The 17,962-nt window shown below is 53.9% G+C and carries 12 protein-coding genes and 1 pseudogene; 8 read left to right on the top strand and 5 right to left on the bottom strand.

The annotated features are described in order from the left end of the window. Nucleotides 1-306: 306 nt before the first annotated feature. Genes ABLN94_RS07040 through ABLN94_RS07050 form a run of 3 tightly spaced genes read left to right on the top strand, consistent with a single transcriptional unit; the run spans nt 307 to nt 5,056 of the window. Entirely contained in the window at nt 307-2,241 is a 1,935-nt protein-coding gene (locus tag ABLN94_RS07040; RefSeq protein WP_352990889.1) for a PrkA family serine protein kinase, read from the top strand. A gap of 15 nt (nt 2,242-2,256) precedes the next feature. Beyond that, entirely contained in the window at nt 2,257-3,579 is a 1,323-nt protein-coding gene (locus ABLN94_RS07045; RefSeq protein WP_352990892.1) for a YeaH/YhbH family protein, read from the top strand. Further along, a complete protein-coding gene (locus tag ABLN94_RS07050) occupies nt 3,572-5,056 on the top strand; it encodes a SpoVR family protein (RefSeq protein WP_352990895.1) in 1,485 nt (494 codons plus the stop codon). The genes ABLN94_RS07045 and ABLN94_RS07050 overlap by 8 nt, the downstream gene beginning before the upstream one ends. A 223-nt stretch (nt 5,057-5,279) precedes the next feature. Here the strand turns inward: ABLN94_RS07050 and ABLN94_RS07055 are convergent, their stop codons facing one another. The 3 genes from ABLN94_RS07055 to ABLN94_RS07065 all read right to left on the bottom strand — a co-directional run bounded on the left by ABLN94_RS07055 (nt 5,280) and on the right by ABLN94_RS07065 (nt 8,997). Further along, nucleotides 5,280-7,046: an adenylate/guanylate cyclase domain-containing protein gene (locus tag ABLN94_RS07055; RefSeq protein ID WP_352990897.1), complete on the bottom strand. Its 1,767-nt coding sequence runs from the start codon at nt 7,044-7,046 to the stop codon at nt 5,280-5,282. Nucleotides 7,047-7,272: 226 nt separating this feature from the next. Beyond that, nucleotides 7,273-7,923 carry a LysR family transcriptional regulator gene (locus ABLN94_RS07060; protein ID WP_352990900.1) on the bottom strand — a complete coding sequence of 217 codons (651 nt, stop codon included), beginning with the start codon at nt 7,921-7,923 and terminating at the stop codon, nt 7,273-7,275. Between the two features lie 210 nt (nt 7,924-8,133). After that, nucleotides 8,134-8,997 carry an MBL fold metallo-hydrolase gene (locus ABLN94_RS07065; RefSeq protein WP_352990903.1) on the bottom strand — a complete coding sequence of 288 codons (864 nt, stop codon included), beginning with the start codon at nt 8,995-8,997 and terminating at the stop codon, nt 8,134-8,136. 131 nt (nt 8,998-9,128) lie between these two features. Here ABLN94_RS07065 and ABLN94_RS07070 point away from each other — a divergent pair, with 131 nt between their 5' ends. Continuing rightward, on the top strand, nt 9,129-10,031 hold the full coding sequence (locus ABLN94_RS07070) for a LysR family transcriptional regulator (protein WP_352990906.1): 903 nt from the start codon (nt 9,129-9,131) through the stop codon (nt 10,029-10,031). 715 nt (nt 10,032-10,746) lie between these two features. Then, nucleotides 10,747-12,027 (top strand): MFS transporter, encoded by a 1,281-nt coding sequence (locus tag ABLN94_RS07075; RefSeq protein ID WP_352990909.1) that lies wholly within the window; start codon nt 10,747-10,749, stop codon nt 12,025-12,027. 42 nt (nt 12,028-12,069) lie between these two features. Here ABLN94_RS07075 and ABLN94_RS24720 read toward each other — a convergent pair. Next, nucleotides 12,070-12,204, bottom strand: a pseudogene (locus ABLN94_RS24720) (IS6 family transposase); the annotation flags it as partial. A 170-nt stretch (nt 12,205-12,374) separates the two neighbouring features. On the opposite strand from ABLN94_RS24720, the gene ABLN94_RS07080 reads away from it, so the two are divergent. Next, nucleotides 12,375-13,145 (top strand): SDR family NAD(P)-dependent oxidoreductase, encoded by a 771-nt coding sequence (locus tag ABLN94_RS07080; protein WP_352990912.1) that lies wholly within the window; start codon nt 12,375-12,377, stop codon nt 13,143-13,145. A gap of 52 nt (nt 13,146-13,197) precedes the next feature. Beyond that, nucleotides 13,198-14,406, top strand: a complete 1,209-nt coding sequence (locus tag ABLN94_RS07085) for a CaiB/BaiF CoA transferase family protein (protein ID WP_352990915.1) — start codon at nt 13,198-13,200, stop codon at nt 14,404-14,406. Between the two features lie 297 nt (nt 14,407-14,703). Here ABLN94_RS07085 and ABLN94_RS07090 read toward each other — a convergent pair whose 3' ends face one another. Continuing rightward, nucleotides 14,704-16,107: a hypothetical protein gene (locus tag ABLN94_RS07090; RefSeq protein WP_352990918.1), complete on the bottom strand. Its 1,404-nt coding sequence runs from the start codon at nt 16,105-16,107 to the stop codon at nt 14,704-14,706. A 1,077-nt stretch (nt 16,108-17,184) separates the two neighbouring features. On the opposite strand from ABLN94_RS07090, the gene ABLN94_RS07095 reads away from it, so the two are divergent. After that, nucleotides 17,185-17,940 (top strand): IclR family transcriptional regulator, encoded by a 756-nt coding sequence (locus tag ABLN94_RS07095; RefSeq protein ID WP_352990920.1) that lies wholly within the window; start codon nt 17,185-17,187, stop codon nt 17,938-17,940. The last annotated feature ends 22 nt before the right edge of the window (nt 17,941-17,962 follow it).

Raw genomic sequence — 17,962 nt, forward strand, 5'->3', positions numbered from 1 at the left:
TAAGGATAGAATCCAGAAATGGATGCGCATCTCCTATCTGCGCTTCTGTATTTATGTGACAAAACCGCCTAACAGCAGCCTCGGCTCAACCACCCATTCGGGGTTATGAATGCGATTGCCCCGACGGAAAAAAGGTCGCGCGGTGGCGCGCTTGGAGGGCTTCAATGAACATAAATTTCAACAGTGCGGCAGGCGGGAAACAAATTGTGATTAGAAATTAAACAATTACGGTCCAGTTTTGTGGTAGACTAGGTTGAACTTAGCGCGCTGGGACGAAGGAGTACGAAACCTAGAGGAACGTTTAAGATGGAGATTTTCGAGCAGTTTGCAGAAGAATATGGGCGGACGAAGCTCATCGAAATGACATTGCAGGACTATTTGCTGGAATGTCGTGAAGACCCGACGTTGCGGGCTACCGCCGCCGAGCGGATGGTTGCCGCAATTGACGAACCAGAGCTTGTCGACACCAGTCAAGAGGCTCGGCTCAGTCGGATATTCCTTAACCGGACTATCAAGCGATACAAACCCTTCCAGGACATATATGGCGTCGAGGAAACCATCGAACGCATCGTTGGCTTTTTCCGCCATGCCAGCCAGGGCCTCGAGGAGCGCAAGCAAATCCTCTATCTGTTGGGGCCAGTCGGCGGAGGCAAGTCAACGCTCGCCGAGACCCTCAAAAACCTGATGGAGCGGCAGCCGATCTATGTGCTGAAGGCGGGTGACCAGATCAGCCCAATCTTTGAATCTCCACTTGGTCTATTCGATCGTACGCAGATGGGGGATCTGCTGGAGAACAAGTACAACATCCCCAAACGGCTTTTGAACGGATTAATTTCACCTTGGGCTGTCAAGCGCCTACAGGAATTCGACGGCGATATTTCGAAGTTTTCGGTTGTCAAACTCTATCCGTCGAAACTGCGCCAGATTTGCGTTGCGAAGACTGAACCCGGCGATGAAAACAACCAGGACATTTCTTCGCTTGTCGGGAAGCTCGACATACGCAAGCTGGAGGAATTCAGCCAGAACGACCCGGACGCTTATTCCTATTCCGGTGCTCTGAACCGCACCACGCAGGGGCTGATGGAATTCGTGGAGATGTTTAAGGCGCCGATCAAGGTGTTGCATCCCCTGCTGACAGCCACGCAGGAGGGGTCCTACGCAGGCACAGAGAACATCGGTGCTTTCCCATTCCAGGGTGTCATCGTTGCGCATTCGAACGAAGCGGAATGGCAGCAATTCAAAAACAACAAGAACAACGAGGCCTTTCTGGACCGGATCAGTCTGGTCAAAGTTCCCTATTGCCTGCGTGCCTCGGATGAAATCCGTATTTACGAGAAGTTGCTTGAGGAAAGCAGTCTGGGCGAATCCCCCTGTGCGCCGGAAACACTGTCCATTCTGAGCCAGTTCAGCGTTCTGACACGGTTGAAAGAACATGAAAACTCGCCGACGTTTTCCAAGCTCCGTGTCTATGACGGCGAAACATTGAAAGATACCGATCCCAAGGCGCGGTCAGTGCAGGAATATCGGGATGCGGCCGGAGTGGACGAAGGTATGACGGGCACATCCACCCGCTTTGCGTTCAAGGTGCTGTCCGAGACTTTCAATCACGACACCGAGGAAGTCGGCGCCGATCCGGTTCACCTGCTCTATGTTCTTGAACAGGCAGTTAAACGCGAACAATTCCCCGACGAGGTTGAAAGCCGGTACCTGTCTTTCATGAAAGACGATCTGTCGCCGCGATACGCGGAATTTATCGGCAACGAGATTCAAAAAGCCTATCTGGAATCCTATTCTGACTTTGGTCAGAACCTTTTCGACCGATACATCGCCTTTGCTGATGCCTGGATTGAAGATCAGGACTTCAAGGATCCGGATACCGGCCAGATTCTCAATCGCGGTGTTCTGGAACAAGAGCTTGAAAAGATTGAAAAACCTGCCGGGATTTCCAACCCCAAGGATTTCCGGAACGAAGTGGTCAAATTCGTGCTGCGCGCGCGGGCCAACAATCGCGGTCGCAATCCTGACTGGCGCAAATATGAGAAGCTGAGACGCGTGATCGAAAAGCGCATGTTCGGTCAGATTCAGGACTTGCTGCCGGTTATCAGCTTTGGTGCCAAGCGGGACAAGGAAACCGAAGCCAAGCATAACGAGTTCATTGATCGCATGATCGGCCGCGGCTACACGCGCCGTCAGGTCAGGCGATTGGTTGAATGGTACATGCGGGTCAACAAGGCAGGATGAGGAGTCTATGCTCAAATGGCCCATTTCATCGACCGAAGGCTAAACCCCAAGGATAAAAATCTTGGGAACCGCAGGCGGTTTCTGCGCCGGGTTCGCTCTGCCGTCAAAGAGGCGGTTGACGAAAGCGTCCGGCGCCGGAAAATCGCCGATGTCGGCCAACAAGAAAACATCTCGGTACCGTCAGAAGGGATCGGAGAACCGCATTTTCAGCATGACAGCAAAGGCGGTTCCAGACACCGGGTTCTGACCGGAAACAAGAAGTTCAAAGCGGGTGACCGGCTCAAGAAACCTCCATCTGGCCAAGGCGGGCAGGGTGGACGTGAGGGGGCTCCCGATGGGGAGGGCGAGGACGAGTTCATGTTCGTTCTTTCGCGGGATGAGTTTCTTTCCCTGTTCTTCGAAGACCTCGAACTGCCTGACATGGTCAAGCACAGCCTGAAAGAGGTTACCGTCTCCAAACCTCATCGCATGGGCTATACTGCCGCCGGGACACCCGCCAACCTCAGCGTTTCTCGAACGATGCGCAATGCATTCGGTCGACGTCTTGCAATGCGGCGTCCGACAGACGCCGAGATACAGGCTCTCACACAACAGGTTGAAGAACTGGAAGCGCTGAAAAAACCAGATGCAGCAAGAAAAGCGGAAAGGCAGCTGCTGCGCGAAGAGCTCGACAAGATGCTACGGCGGCGCCAGATCGTTCCCTACATTGACCCGTTGGATGTGCGTTACAAGTATTTCGAGATGCGCCCCGAGCCGGCGGCAAATGCGGTGATGTTCTGCCTGATGGATGTTTCTGCCTCGATGGGAGAGCGGGAGAAGAATCTTGCCAAGCAGTTCTTCGTTCTGCTGCATCTTTTCCTCAAACAACGCTACGATAAAATAGATCTTGTATTCATCCGTCACACCCAGGTCGCGACGGAAGTCGATGAAGACACCTTCTTTCATTCTCGCCAAACCGGCGGCACTGTCGTGAGCAGCGCACTCAACGAGATGAAAAAGATAATCGAAGCGCGCTATCCGCCCTCACTGTGGAATATCTATGCTGCGCAAGCATCAGACGGTGAGAACTTCAGCGGAGATTCGCAACTGTGCGCCGACCTGCTGAACAGTGATCTGATGAAGTGCTGCCAGTACTTCGCCTATACGGAGATCGTCGACGAGACCGAAGCCAATCTGATGAACAGCGAAGATAACGGTATGGAACTGTGGCGCTCGTACCGGCAGGTCGCAGAGGCTTGGCCAAACTTCGCCATGAAACGGATCGCGCGCGCCAGTGACATCTACCCGGTTCTGCACGAGTTGTTTGCGCGCAAGACGAACGGAGTTTCCAATGGCTGATAGGGCCGAAACAAGTCAACCGCTGTTTGAAAGTGCCGAGTGGGATTTCGATACCATCCAACGCAGCTATGACGCGATCCAGCGTGTGGCGATCGACGAACTCGAACTTGACGTCTACCCAAACCAAATCGAAATAATATCGTATCAGCAAATGCTGGACGCCTATTCATCGACCGGTATGCCACTCATGTATCGGCACTGGTCTTTTGGGAAGCGTTTCGTTCACGAAGAGAAAGCCTACCGCAAGGGCGCAAACGGTCTTGCCTATGAGATCGTAATCAACTCCGATCCCTGCATTTCGTACTGCCTCGAAGACAACACGATGGCACTTCAGGTCCTTGTGATTGCCCACGCGGCCTTCGGGCACAATCACTTCTTCAAGAACAATCACCTGTTTCGCCAATGGAGCGATGCGCAGGGTATTCTCGACTACCTCGACTATGCACGCGGTTTTATTGCCCAATGCGAAGAACAGCACGGAGAACGCGAGGTTGAGCATTTACTCGACGCGGCCCACGCGCTCATGCCGTCGAGCGTTTTCCGGCACAGGCGTCCTCCCCACTCATCGCTCGCAGATGAAAGAACACGGCAGCGTGAGCGGCGTATCGAAGAAGAACGGGCGGTACATTACCTGTGGGACGCTTTCGATCATCCAACGCAGTCTTCGAAAACCGATGAAGAGGCAAGGAAACGCAAGCGCGAAATGGGATTGCCGGAAGAAAACCTGCTCTATTTCGTCGAACGTCACAGCCCGGTTCTGAAGTCCTGGCAACGTGAAGTTTTGCGCATCGTTCGCAACATAGCACAGTATTTCTACCCGCAGCGCCAGACCAAAGTGATGAACGAAGGATGCGCTTGCTTCGTTCACTATTACATCACCAACGAGCTGCACCGCGCTGGTTTGCTGACGGATGGCGCTATGCTCGAGATACTGCACAGCCATACCAATGTTCTGACGCAGCCAGACTTTGACGCCCCGAACGCGATGGGGATCAACCCTTATGCATTGGGGTTCGCGATGATGCAGGATATCCAACGCATCTGCACCGACCCGAACGAGGAGGACCGGGAATGGTTTCCAGACATAGCGGGCAGTCGCGCTTGGCGCGAAATTTTAAAGGACGCCTGGGCCAACTATCGTGATGAGAGTTTCGTTCAGCAGTTCCTCAGCCCCAATGTCATGCGTCGGTTCCGCATGTTTTCGCTGACAGATGACGATGGAAAACCCTTCTATACAGTCGACGCGATTCATGACGAACGCGGCTATCACCAAGTGCGTGACACACTGGCGCGTAGCTTCGACGTTTCGGAACACGACCCCGATATCCAGATCGTCGACGTGGACTTGATGGGGGATCGCCACCTCAGGCTGAATCATTCTGTTCGCAATGGCGTGCCGCTGGATAAAAAAGCCTGCGAAGCGACCTTGGGCCATCTGCGGCAAATCTGGGGTTTCGACGCGGCGTTCGAAAACTAGCAACGAATATGTTGCAAACTTCGGGCTCGGATTGACAAGAGTGCCGGTGCCTGTCGCTGACATTGGGTGTCGTCAAGTTATTGAACTTGTACCTTCAATTGCGCAGCGCGGCTCATGATTGGTTGTGCTTCCCCCGCCCAGTCATTTTGATCCTATCGCAGCGCAACAACTTCCGTGTCATAGCAACTAGGTGACAAAGCCCCTAAAAATCCACGGGTGCTGCTTATTCCGGCAGGCCAGCTTCGCGTAGGACATGCATCAGGCGGTCGAGCGCAGCCTGATCCTTATACGGCTGGGTCCTGGCATATTCGGACAGACGAAACGTCGGATCACTTTTAATGACTTCATCTGCAAAACGGCGCGCCTCGTCAGGAGCCGACGCAATCCCGTAGTCGCTGCAAAGAATGATGCGCGCATCATTGTTCTTCGGATTAAGCCGCAACGACTCCTTCGCTGCCGGGATCGAAAGCGCGACGTTCCCGCAATCCCGGTAGGCGACCGCAAGTATATCAATCAACCAGACCGGATACACTTTCTCAAGTTGAAGGGCTTCTTTCGCGCTCTCGACGGCTGACTCTGCATCGCCGCAATAATTCGACACGAGGCCGAGCAGGGCATGCGCCAATGGGCAACTCGACCGAAGCACTGCTCCGGCTGTACACAATGACAACGCTTCATCATACTTCCCCTCGAGAAGCAGAAGATGTCCAAGGACGGCATGGCCGATGCCGTTGTTGTCCTCGTACTCCATGGCCTTCCGCGCCCAAGTGGCCGCCAGTTCCATGGACGTGTCCGCAGAGTCGGTCCACTTAAAGAAACCGTCCATCCAATGTGTGACCGCAACGTAGCTAGGACCCACTACAGAGTCGGGCTGGACACGGTAAAGTTCTTCGAACAATCCGCGAGCAGTTGCATTGTCCTCCGGATTCAGTTCGTAGAAGTAGCTGGCACCGCGGTAGTAGTGTTCCGCTGCTTCCGGGCTGTTGAGTTTCGCGAACCAAATGCGATTCCGTTCGTTCGTGGCCAGTTCTATGTTCAGCGCTGAGATGATCTCGCGCGTGATGTCATCCTGAACCTGAAAGATGTCATCAAGAACGTGATCATAGCGTTGCGCGTATATGGTTTGCCCCATGTCCACATCAGTGAGTTGAACTGTGACCCGAACTCGATTGCCGGCCTGCTGAACGGCACCTTCTAGGATATAACGGGCACCGAATTCGGCGCCCACTGTTGGCGCAGAGACGTCTTTCCCACGATAGGAATTTAAGGCTGGCGCATGGACCAGAAACAGTCCGGAAAGCTGTGTCAGCGCCGCCGAGATACCGAACCTTAGGCCATCCGCGAGATAGTCTTTGTCGGGTTCGGAACCCAGACACTTGAATGGGACAATCGCGACGCAAGGCCGTTCCGGAGGGTCAAATTCAAGCGCTGATGTAGTTTGCACGGATGTCTCTCGCGTCACCTCTTCGATAGACACACGGTAGGCGCGCACCTGACCTTCAATATTTTTAAGAGTTTTCTCACCCATAAACTCCAGCGCTTGAGTGATTTTGCCCACAACTTGATCGTAGATCGCCCCGCTGATCCAGATGCTCCCGGCATCGGCCAACGTCTCGAGCCGGGAGGCGACGTTTACAGCGTCGCCAAACAGATCATCACCCTCGACCATTACGTCGCCCAGATTGATGCCAATACGAAAACACATAACGCGGTCTTCCTGGAGGCCGGCATTACTCTTCTCGAGGTTTCGCTGGATTTCAATCGCGCATCGCACCGCTTCCACCGGGCTTGGGAACTCGGCTATCACGCTGTCGCCAGCAGATCCGAACACACGCCCGTTATGGCTGGTGACCAAATCGTCAATGACCTCGCGATGGGCTTTAAGCGTTTGCAAGGTTGCTTCTTCGTCCACATCCATGAGGCGGCTGTATCCAACCGCGTCAGCCGCAAGGATAGTAGAAAGCCTTCTTTGAACTTTATTTTCCGTCATACCACCGGTTTCCTCCGGTCACGGTTCTGTGATGTCATCTTACATTTTGCGCGACTGCAAGTCCATCAACGTAGGCCGGTAAAGCCGGGTACTTGCTCGCCAATTGAAGGAGTGCAGGGGACTGGCAGCATTGTCCAAACTGCTGATCGGGCTACTGGTTTTGGGTACTTGCTTCGACATCCGTTCGGAACGGCATGGGCATTTGTAGGCGGGACAAACCAACTAATTACCGCCTCGCACAATACGTCTTGAACGCTAAAGCAGTCGAGGATTCAACCAGCCTCTGCAAGCCAGTTGCTTCAGTTGCCTCATTTCCGCGGCCGAATGCCAAATCCATTTCGGCGATTTCCTGTATGAAAAGGAGAAGATGTCTCCCGGCGACAAGGTTGGGAGAGCGCGTAAGGGCAACTCTATCAGCATGAAGCTCTTGTTTTGAAAGACCTGGCCAATCTCCAAACCCGTACCGGACGGAGGCATGAAAACCGGAACTTTGTAATTCGTCCGTTTCGTATGAGAATGAAAGTTCTAACGTCAGATCAGGATGCATCGAATGGAAGCTGTTCAATGCCGAGAAAAATTCGCGGTTTACGTACCGCGGAACCACTGAAATCCGCAGTGTGCCAGCCATTTCAGAAGAATTGAACCGCCGAAACACACTGTCTACTGCGTCCAACGCCTGCGCCGCTTCGGTAAGTGAGACGCCTCGGGTTGATCGCACCAACAGATGTATTCCTAACGTTTTTTCTAGCGCGCGGATCTGATGAGAAATTGCCGCCTGAGTGAAAGAAAGTTCTTCGGTCGCCAATTTGAAACTTGGGAACCGAGCAGTTGCTTCAAAAGCGCTTACCTGGTTTAGCGGAGAAAGGTCCCGGCTCATGACAGCGGAGGGTGAGAAAATCTAGCCCCTCATGAAATATCGTAGATTGTCCGGCTCCACAGCGACAGCCTACAGTGGCTTCACCAGCCAATCGGGATTGGGTGGCGAAAACCTTGCAGTTCTAAGGCAGAGTGCCGATTCGAAAGAACCGGCATTCTGTATTTTGGCATTGCACAGCCAGACTGGTTCGCTTCCTTAACTTTTTTGTCCTTAAGGCCAGGAACGTTCGCCCTTGATGACTTGGGCACTAAGCTCAAGGTCGCCCACGTTTTCGAAGTCTGGATACGCTTCCTGCATCGCCGCGACCAACGCGGTAGAGTTTTCCGCCCTCTCCGACGCAGCTTCAAACGCAGCGACATATTCTCTGGTAAAATCAACGATGCTTTCATCCTCAGCGCTTTCGCCGATGACGTGCCCGGGAATGATCCGCTCAGGGTTGAGTGCGATGATCTGGTCCAACGCCGCGCGCCAGTTGTTGCGGCTTTCGGGTGTTTGATTATCCGCAAGCCAGACGTGAACGTTTTCATACAGAACCACACCGCCCAGAACGGTTTTTTCGGTGGGAGCCCAGAGGAAGGTGTGGGCAGGATCGTGGCCTTCCAGTCCGACAACCTGAAGGGTTTCCCCGTCTATGGTCAGACTGTCGCCTTCTAGAACGTCTGGGATGATTAATTCGGTAGGCGCATTTTCATCGAGGATCGGTCCCCAGAAATCATACTTGAGTTGAATCGTCTTCTCGATCCCCTTCACGGTTTCTGGTGTGGCGACGATTTTAATATCGGGATAGGCCGCGCGGATTGTATCCAGCCCGAAATAGAAATCGGGGTCTTTGTGGCTGATGAAAACAGTCGTGAGCGGTTTGCCGGTGGCTTTGATCATGCTGACCAATTGTTCGGCATCGTCCTTTTCAAACTGGGCGTCGATCAACAGCACTTCATTCGGCCCTTCGATAAGGTTTGAAGACACCGGAAACAGGCTGCCTTCACCTGGGGTGAAATGGGTGATCTTAAGATCGGCAGCAATTGCAGCGGTCGAGATCATTACAGCCGTTGTGGCTGTCAGGATTGCTTTCATCGTCATCTCCTTTGTCAGGGGGCAACCTTAAATGGCCGTTGCGGTTGCCTTGTGCGTGACAAATAGGGAGTCGACGTCGTCAACTAAATACGCATTATATGGACATAGCGTCAGTGAAAAGATGACAGTAAATGGCCAAGTCAAACCTGAACCGTTTAGAATACTTTGTGGCGATAGCAGAGACTGGAACCATTACGGCGGCGGCAGATCGCATGCGTGTCAGCAAGGCAGTTGTCAGTAAACAATTGCAGCTTCTTGAAGAAGAGCTTGGGGCGACTCTGATTGTTAGAAATTCCCGCCATTTGAACCTGACGGAAACCGGCCAAACATTTTACGCGGCGGCGCAGGCGTCCGTTGCACAGGCAGAAGAAGCCTATGCGATGGTGCGACGCGGCAGCACCGAACCTTCCGGGACATTGCGCATCACCGCACCACTTGATTTGGGCGCTGATTACGTCGCTCCGGTCGCGGCGGAGTTTCGCAGAATGTACCCCGCAGTCACCATTGAGCTGACCCTGAGTGATGTGCGAATTGATCCGGTCGAGGCGCGGTTCGACATCGCGTATCGTGTCGGCTGGTTAACCGATTCCGCAAACATCGCGCGCAAACTGGGGGAATTCAGGCAGATTGTCGTAGCCTCTGAGAGGGTGGTCGAAGAGTTTGGCGAACCTAAAACGCCGAATGGCTTGGCGAATATTCCTTTTATCGAGCACCAGGCATTATCAACTCCACTCCGCTGGCGTTTCTCAGGGCATTCTGGCGATAAGATAGATGTAGAAATGACGCGGGCCATGTCGGCAGACGTAACGCCAGCAATCAAAGCGATGACGCTTGATGGGGCGGGTATCTCAATCCTTCCAGATTTCTATGTTCGGAAAGAACTGGCGGATAAATCCCTGATCCAACTTCTCCCTGATTGGGCGCTTCCATCCGGGGGGATCTACTCCGTTTTTCCGCCAACGCAGTATAGGTCGAGCGCGACACAGCAATTTTCGAAACTCTTTGCCGAGTACATGCGGAAAGAACCGGCGTAGGCGCCAGAGCGAAGCAAGTTTCTGGCAAAATAAACCTGGAATTCACCCCAATCGAGATTTTCTCATCGACCTCTGTGAGTCCGGGTGACCTTCTCGCTGACGCAGGGGGCCACCTTGCCCAGACATACTACCTTCGACTATTTCACCATCTATATTCCTGTCGCGATAGAATTTCCTTGTGCCGATGGCGGATCAAAAAAACCGGATCTTTTCCACTGTCGCGGAGGGCTGCTCACGGGGTAAGGTTGTTACCTGCAAGGCCACCGACCTGCCCTGAACAACAGTCCCGATCTTGCCTTGGCGGTCATAACTCGTTCTGATTGCAAGGTCACCGTTTTGCACAGCTTTCGGGTTGCCAGTGACGACCTTGTAACGTCCGCTGACAGCCGAAGGCGCGCGTTAAGTGTACTGCAACAGCCCTACAAAACAATGATTTAGCAAATATGGGGATATCGTACGAGAGCCGTTTGTACGCAACAGAACCCTGAAGACAAATGTCGGAGGCCTCGAGTTCGTCAATTCAGAAAAGTTTTCGACGTATCCGGATTTCAGACGTTTGAGCGCGGCGGAAATGACCGGTCACGTTTTTTAACTGCTTTGAAACGCACGATGTGTGGTGCAAACTTGTTTAAGGGAGCGATGTACTTTGAACACTGACAACAATGATCGCTGGTGGCTTCTGGGCGCGATGGGGGCAATCCTCGGAGTCATATTGTTGGACGAGACTGCGGTTGGTGTTGCACTTCCGTCAATTCGCAGGGAGTTGGGGCTTTCAGAAATCTCATCCCATTGGGTGGTCAATATATATTTGTTGACGTTGGCCTGCCTGGCGGGTGCGGCAGGACGCATAGGCGACATAGTCGGAATACGGGTTCTTCTGACGGCAGGTCTCACGATCTTCGGAGCGGCGTCGATCTTTGCAGGTTTCGCACCAAATGGATTAACCTTGCTGTTGGCTCGCGGTGTTCAGGGCATCGGAGCCGCTGCAATCTTCCCGCTTTCCCTGACGCTTATAGCCCTGTCTTTTGAGGAAAAAGGGCGCGGCAAGGCTTTAGGCATCTACGGCGCGATTGGCACATGTTTTCTGGCGGCCGGTCCATTGGTTGGTGGGGTGCTTACTGCCGGTTTATCGTGGCGATGGATTTTCTGGATTAATCCAATTGTCGTCATTTGCGTCGGTTACGTCGTCTGGAGACTTTGGCGCGATCCACCGAGACGGATCAAAGAGCGCTTTGATCTGATCGGTTTAGTGCTGTTGCTCTGCGGACTTTCGCTGTCGGTCTATGGCATTATGCAGGGGCCAGAAGTCGGATGGCAACGAGGCTACGTTATTGCCACTCTAGTCTTTGGGATTTCCGCACTTGTCGTATTCGTGTTGGTAGAAAAGCAGCGCGATGATCCTTTGGTTGCGGTCGCTCTTTTTCGAAATTCGACATTCACCGCTTCTAACCTGATTGTCGGAACGGCCCAATATGCCAAGATCGCAACCTTCGTATTTGGATCAATGTACCTCCAAACGGTTGAAGGCTGGGGGCCACTATGGGCCGGGATAGCCTTGCTCCCTGCTGTTTTGCCAACCACACTTGCTGCTCCGGTTGCTGGCAAATTGTCAGATGAGCGTGGAACCCGTTGGCCTGCTTTATTGGGTTTGTTGTTAATCACTAGCGGCCTTAGTCTGACGGCGGCGGGCATGATGTTCCAGATCACGGCCGCCATATTTATCGGCTTTGCATCATTTGGCACGGCCGTCTCGCTCATGTTTGTTCCGTCTCAGCGCGCTGTGACGACGTCTGTTGCCCCGCACATGCAGGGTCAGGCCGGCGGGATTGTGTTGTCGAGCCAATTGATAGGGGGCACTCTCGGTATGGCTGTGTGCAGCACAATATTGGCGGTGACCTCATCTTTTGCGGCTGTGTTTTGGGTGGCCGGCATCTTTTCCATGCTGGTTTTGGCTTACTCTAACCACGCGCTCGATACGCACGAACCCGCACGATAGCCTGTTCTAAGTGTGCCTTGAGGGCACTGTTGCATTAGGTGATCCGGCTGCAGAAAGAGGGTCCTCAAAATCCGCAGTGCCCAGGGCACAGCGGTGAAAGACTCAAACTGCATAAGCAATGATTGTTCGCGGGAAACGCACGCCTTTTAGACGTGGTAGGTCAGTCGATTGGGTCATGTCGTAGCGCTACAACTTCACTGTCAAGGCAACAAGTTGGCAATTCCGGCCTATGCTCGGCGTCCCGTGTTCAAAGGGTGAACACTATTTGGGCTGGACAAACACACAGGAAAAGACGTAAATACGAACAAAGAACGAATAAGCGAACAAACTTGATACGGAGTCATCACGTGCCAAATCCGATGGATCTTACTGAACGCAAAATCATTATCACTGGTGCGGCCCAGGGAATCGGCGAAGCGGTGGCGCGGTTGGCGCACGGGCTTGGGGCACATGTGATCCTTAACGACATGAAAAAAGATCAGCTTGACCAGCTGGTTGACGATCTGGGTGAGCGTGCGGAGGCACATGTCGGATCCGTGACGGACTATGACTTCGTCCAGAACATGGTACGAGAAGTCGTGCAGGCGCATGGCGCGGTACATGGTCTTGTCAACAATGCGGGCATCGTGCGTGCCGCGATGGCCAAGAACATGCCGCAGGAAACGTGGCAATCGGTGATCGATGTCAACTTGTCTGGTGCGTTCTACTGCTTGCAGGCGGTTGGGCAGCACATGATCGAAAGGATCGAGTCCGGAGATACGTCCCCCGCCTCTATCGTCAATATCAGCTCAGATGCCGGGCGCCGCGGCACAATTGGTCAGATCAACTATGGAGCGGCCAAGTCGGGCGTCATGGGGCTGACCATGAGCGCGGCGCGTGAATGGTCTCCGCTGGGTATTCGTATCAATTCGGTGCTGTTTGGTGTGGTCGAAACGCCAATGACCGAAGTTATCCGCTCCGACAAATTCCGCGATGGGGTTTTAAATCAGGTGGTGATGAAGCGGTTTTCGACACCTGAAGAAGTGAGCCAGCCGGTCTGTTTCCTGCTTTCAGAAGGGGCCAGCTACATCACAGGGCAACATCTTTCAGTAAATGGTGGTTACACGATTGGCGTGTAAATGCTGATCACCCCCCCCCAGTTGAACAAACAGACGTATGAGGAGCAAGGCTATGGCCGGCGCATTAGACGGAATCCGGGTCGTTGATCTGACAACCGTAGTATTGGGTCCCTGGGCCACCCAGATGCTGGGGGACATGGGCGCAGATGTCATTAAGGTTGAAACTCATCAGGGTGATACGACCCGGCACACGGGTGAGAAAAAGAATCCAAAGATGGCATCTTTTTTCATGATGACGAACCGCAACAAGCGGTCGATCATCCTTGACCTACGCCAGCAGGAAGGGCGTGATGCCTTGTTCAAGCTGGTGGGAACGGCCGACGTGTTCGTTCACAACATGCGGCCGTCCGTTGCTGCCAAGCTGGGGCTGGATGACGAGAAGTTCATGAAGGCCTATCCCCACCTCGTATACGTCAAAACCTATGGTTATCGCAGCGGTGCGCCGCAGGAAAACCAGCCCGCATATGATGACATCATTCAGGCCGCATCGGGTCTGGCAGATTTGCAAACCATTGTGTCGGAAGGTGGGCACCCACGGTATCTGCCAACAATTGCAGCAGACAAAGCCGCAGCATTCCATATCGTCTCCGGCGCTTTGGCCGGGCTCTTGCACAAGCAACGTACAGGCGAAGGGCAGGTGATCGAGGTGCCAATGTTCGAAAGCCTCGTCGATTATGTCATGGTTGAACACGCCGGGGGCGCGGCGTTCGAACCCGCAAGCGGCGAAATGGGCTATGCGCGTATTCTGAATTCCAAGCGCAAACCCTATCAGACCAAGGATGGCTACCTCGCGGTGCTGCCGTATTCAGATCAGAATTGGGATTCAGTATTCCGGATCGCCGGGCGGGAAGACTTGCGGGACAATCCTCTGTTTGCAAGCTTGGCGAGTCGCACGAAGCATTCGGCGGAAATCTACGGAGTTCTGGAAGAGATTATCGCGACCAGAACGACGGAAGAGTGGGAAAGGGACCTGAACGAAGCTTCTGTCGCCAATCAACGGGTCAATACTAAGGAAGACCTTTTGAACAACGAACAACTCAACGCTACGGATTTCTGGAAATTTGCGGACCATCCGACCGAGGGCAGGATCAGAATGACCGATCCTCCGGTCAGGTTTTCGAAGTCCCCAAATTCGATCCGTCGCTTGCAGCCCCTACATGGGCAGCATAGTGAAGAGGTTCTAGCAGAGGCGGGCTACTCTCAAGAAGAGATCACGGCCATGCTGGAGGCGAGGGTGACCGGGGGCGACAAGCTCTCGTAACCGCTTTTTGCAAGTTGGTTCCGCCTATTAACCGCTATAATAGGTGGCAATTTCGGCTGTGCCGGGTCGTGAATCCTTAAAACGCTGCGTCCTGCCTTAACTCTGTATCAGGGATAAGGTGGGGCGCTTTGGGATTCAACACCGGAGTAAACCCTCCGACTTCCGGTCTGGCCCGCTTTGGCGTGAAAGAACAATCCCGTGACAGCAGCAAACACCGCGTTTTCTATCAGCGCTGACGGCGCTGCCACGTTGTTTTACAGCAGTTCCAGGCGGAGCATTATTCCCGCGCGAAATGGCTCAGTTGAGGATGAGTTGCACCGCTGAGGCGGCCACCAAGACAATGATAGAGAACGGCCCATTCCAGGCCAGACCGATCCGGCTTGGCGCGTGGGACACGGTTCTGCCAGAGAGGCGGATCGTAGCGCCAAACGGACTCATACCGGTCGCCAGACCCCAGGCCACCACGGCCCCCATCGAGAGTGCATAGGGGGTGAAGGTGAAATTCGGCAGCTGAATAAGGATTTCCAGACAAACCAGGGTCGAGATCATTGGATTTAGACCAATCGGCGCTGTCAGAAAAACGATCCACATCATCATGACCAGCAACCAAGCCTCGGACAGATTCTGGCTTGCTATCATCTGCCCGAGGGCCTCGGTGTCGATCTGGTGGGGCAGCACAACCGCGATAAACCCTGCTGATGACAGAATGACCACTTCGGAGCGAAGAGAAAGAAAACCCGGAATTACCTGCCGAACCACCCGGCGGATGCCGAGGAGTGCCGCTCGTTTTGGGCCCTTGCGTTTGAACTGAACCATCATCCAGATCGTGCTGAAGAACGGGATACATATAAGCAGACTGCCAATGAGACCCGTGTCAGCGACACTGCCAAAAAGCAGCGTGGTGGCAAGCAACGTCGAGATGAGCAGAACAAGACTCGTAAAACTCCTCAGAAGATCGCCTTGTGTTTCTTGGAGATTGCTCAGTTTACTTTTCGGGTAAGTCAACCGGTCGAGGAGCCAGCCAAAACACAGGACGACGGCAGCGATGCTTGCGCCCATGGGCGCAAACTCGACCCAATCGAAATCGGGAATGGCTGTGATCACGGCAAATACCGTGACAGAAGAGGGTGCCCACATGGTAAAGGCGGCGAACGCCCTGACCAGCGCAAGCGTCATGCGCTTCAGGCGGATGGCTTGGACTACCGCGTCATATCCTTGCTTGGGTTTCCGAACGCTGCGCGCAACCATCGTACCCAGCAGATTGATCGAACCGACGTTCAGCAGAACTGCAAAAAGGTGCCCGCCAAGGGACAGCATGGCATATCGGCGCCCGGGTGGCTGATTGACGATCAGATGTCCGGTTTTCTGCACTAGCCGTGAGGAATTCGCCGCCGTTCGCAGGGTATCCAAGGACAGAAGAAATAAGGTAAAGAACGCGCTGCGCTCAATGGCCTTCCAAAGCAGTTCTTCCGATATACCGCCGTGGAAATAGAAGACGAGGCTCATCGAAGCAATCACCGCAAAGGTGAGTTTCGAGATGCCGGCGAGGTTGCGAAACTCCAAGGCGACCCAGGCAATCTGTGCCACCAGAACCCAACGCGCCAGGCTGGCGCTTGCACCGAGTTCCTGTGCAATCGCGTAGGCACTTATGAGTGCCAACAGCAGCAGGCTGACCGTTTTCCTGGATGAGGGGCCGATCATTGCCGCACCACTGAAAGCAAGCTGATCGGGTGGCGGAAACAGATCTTCATCGACTGGACGCCAGAAGGGAGCGTGAACGACATCAGCCGCACGGGATTTTCGCCAGCTGCAGTCCCTGCTTTTAAGCGCGGGCTTACAGCGTGCTGTCGTTGAAGGCGCCAATTGGTTTTCATTTGCGAGCGTCAAAAATTGGGTCGAGCGGCGGTTTAGTTTTGGCGAAAAAGATTCACCCAACCTCATGCCGTACGATTAATAGAATAACGTTCCTAAATACGCAAATGCAAAGAGCCGTATGAAGAAACCGAATTTTTGGATTGTCCGCTGCCCGCCGCACGAAACGCGGTGGTCCCGGCGTGGTAAAAAGACAGGCCAAGAGGAGATCGGGCGCTTCATCAACGATTAGCTCAACTCGATACGCTACGGGGTTCAGGCTGTCTGGTCTCGATTTGGTGAACATTATTGGCTGGTCGGTGACGGCGATGCCGTATCCCCACGACTTTCACCGGGCCGAGGCCGAGTCGGATTGGTTGGGGGGCGACGCCGTCGGACTGCGACGGGCAAATCTGAGTGTGAGCGGTGCCGCGATCATGATCAGAAAGGTCGCCAAAGGCCGGGCTATGACGGCAGTAAAGGCCATCCATATCGATATTTCCGGCCCTGATCGCCTCATGGTGTATCGCATCAGTGAGCATAAAGCGCCGAGGCTCGTATCGCTCTGGTGTCGGCGCACTCAACTACATCCTATGTCGGCGAGCGGATGCTTGGGTGCCCCGATCTGTCTGACCCTTATTGCGCGGCAACCTCGCCGACAAAATGGGTTCGCAAGGGCAGCCTTGGCGAACAGGCGTTTGCGCCTTTCCAAAAACTGCTGTAGCGGAGCAACGGTCACTGTTGACGCGGAATCACTCTGAGAGCTCAGTCCATTTAAGCCCAAACTGGCCGGTGGGCTGAATTGTTGGCTTGGAACTTCCGTTGACAACCTGATGCGAAACGATAATATTTTGCATATCGGAAAAAAGTACTGTAAACGGGACGGAGGGAACATTGGAAGAAAAGACAAAGCGAACGGAAGGGCCGATGGTTCTGCCCAGAGCCTTTGCGCTTCTACGCCTGCTGGCGAATTCTTCTGATGGCATGACGCTGTCCAATATCGCGGCAGATCTGGAAGTTCCCAAGAGTTCGCTTTCATCCACGCTCAATGCTCTTGCGGATCAGAATTTTCTGACTCGGCGCGGCACGCTCTATACCCTGGGATCAGAAGCTTACGCATTGGCATCGGTTATTCTGGCGGGCCGCAGCATCCGGCAGATTTCGCGACCTTACCTCGAACAGGGTATGAAAATGACGGGTGAAACCGTTCTGCTTGCTCAGCTGGATCAGGATAAACAGTACATCTCGTACGTCGATACCGTAGAGCCGGACAAATCGGTTCGGCTTTCAGTGCCCATTGCGACGCGGCGTGCTCTTTATTGTTCGGCCGCGGGACAGGTGTTTCTGGCGCATATGAGTGATCAGGAGCGCGATAAATACTTCGACGCCACACAGATGGAAGAACTGACCGATACCACGTTGGTGAAACGGGAAGATCTGGAGCGGGCGCTCGACATCATCCGGTCCCAAGGCTTCGCGATGACAGTCGGGACTTATTACGCCGATGCTGCCGGATTTGCCTGTCCGGTTTACAACGCCGACGACGAACTGGTTGCGTCCGTCGTCGTCGGGGTTCCGGTGACACGTGCGCAAAAGGAAACGCAGCGGTTCATCGATGCCGTGGTGCAGGTCGGGGCCAACATTTCCAAGACGTTGGGATACAAAGGGTCAGCAAGCGGCTGATTTTGCCGGGCCTGCTGTCAGG

Source organism: Ruegeria sp. SCP11 (genome assembly GCF_040329455.1).
Classification (GTDB): Bacteria; Pseudomonadota; Alphaproteobacteria; order Rhodobacterales; family Rhodobacteraceae; genus Ruegeria; species Ruegeria atlantica_E.

What these genes read in the sequence shown, in the direction of transcription:
- ABLN94_RS07040 (WP_352990889.1), top strand. Translation starts at nt 307, where the DNA reads ATGGAGATTTTCGAGCAGTTTGCAGAAGAATATGGGCGGACGAAGCTC.
- ABLN94_RS07045 (WP_352990892.1), top strand. Translation starts at nt 2,257, where the DNA reads ATGGCCCATTTCATCGACCGAAGGCTAAACCCCAAGGATAAAAATCTT.
- ABLN94_RS07050 (WP_352990895.1), top strand. Translation starts at nt 3,572, where the DNA reads ATGGCTGATAGGGCCGAAACAAGTCAACCGCTGTTTGAAAGTGCCGAG.
- ABLN94_RS07055 (WP_352990897.1), bottom strand. Translation starts at nt 7,046, where the DNA reads ATGACGGAAAATAAAGTTCAAAGAAGGCTTTCTACTATCCTTGCGGCT.
- ABLN94_RS07060 (WP_352990900.1), bottom strand. Translation starts at nt 7,923, where the DNA reads ATGAGCCGGGACCTTTCTCCGCTAAACCAGGTAAGCGCTTTTGAAGCA.
- ABLN94_RS07065 (WP_352990903.1), bottom strand. Translation starts at nt 8,997, where the DNA reads ATGAAAGCAATCCTGACAGCCACAACGGCTGTAATGATCTCGACCGCT.
- ABLN94_RS07070 (WP_352990906.1), top strand. Translation starts at nt 9,129, where the DNA reads ATGGCCAAGTCAAACCTGAACCGTTTAGAATACTTTGTGGCGATAGCA.
- ABLN94_RS07085 (WP_352990915.1), top strand. Translation starts at nt 13,198, where the DNA reads ATGGCCGGCGCATTAGACGGAATCCGGGTCGTTGATCTGACAACCGTA.
- ABLN94_RS07090 (WP_352990918.1), bottom strand. Translation starts at nt 16,107, where the DNA reads ATGATCGGCCCCTCATCCAGGAAAACGGTCAGCCTGCTGCTGTTGGCA.
- ABLN94_RS07095 (WP_352990920.1), top strand. Translation starts at nt 17,185, where the DNA reads ATGGTTCTGCCCAGAGCCTTTGCGCTTCTACGCCTGCTGGCGAATTCT.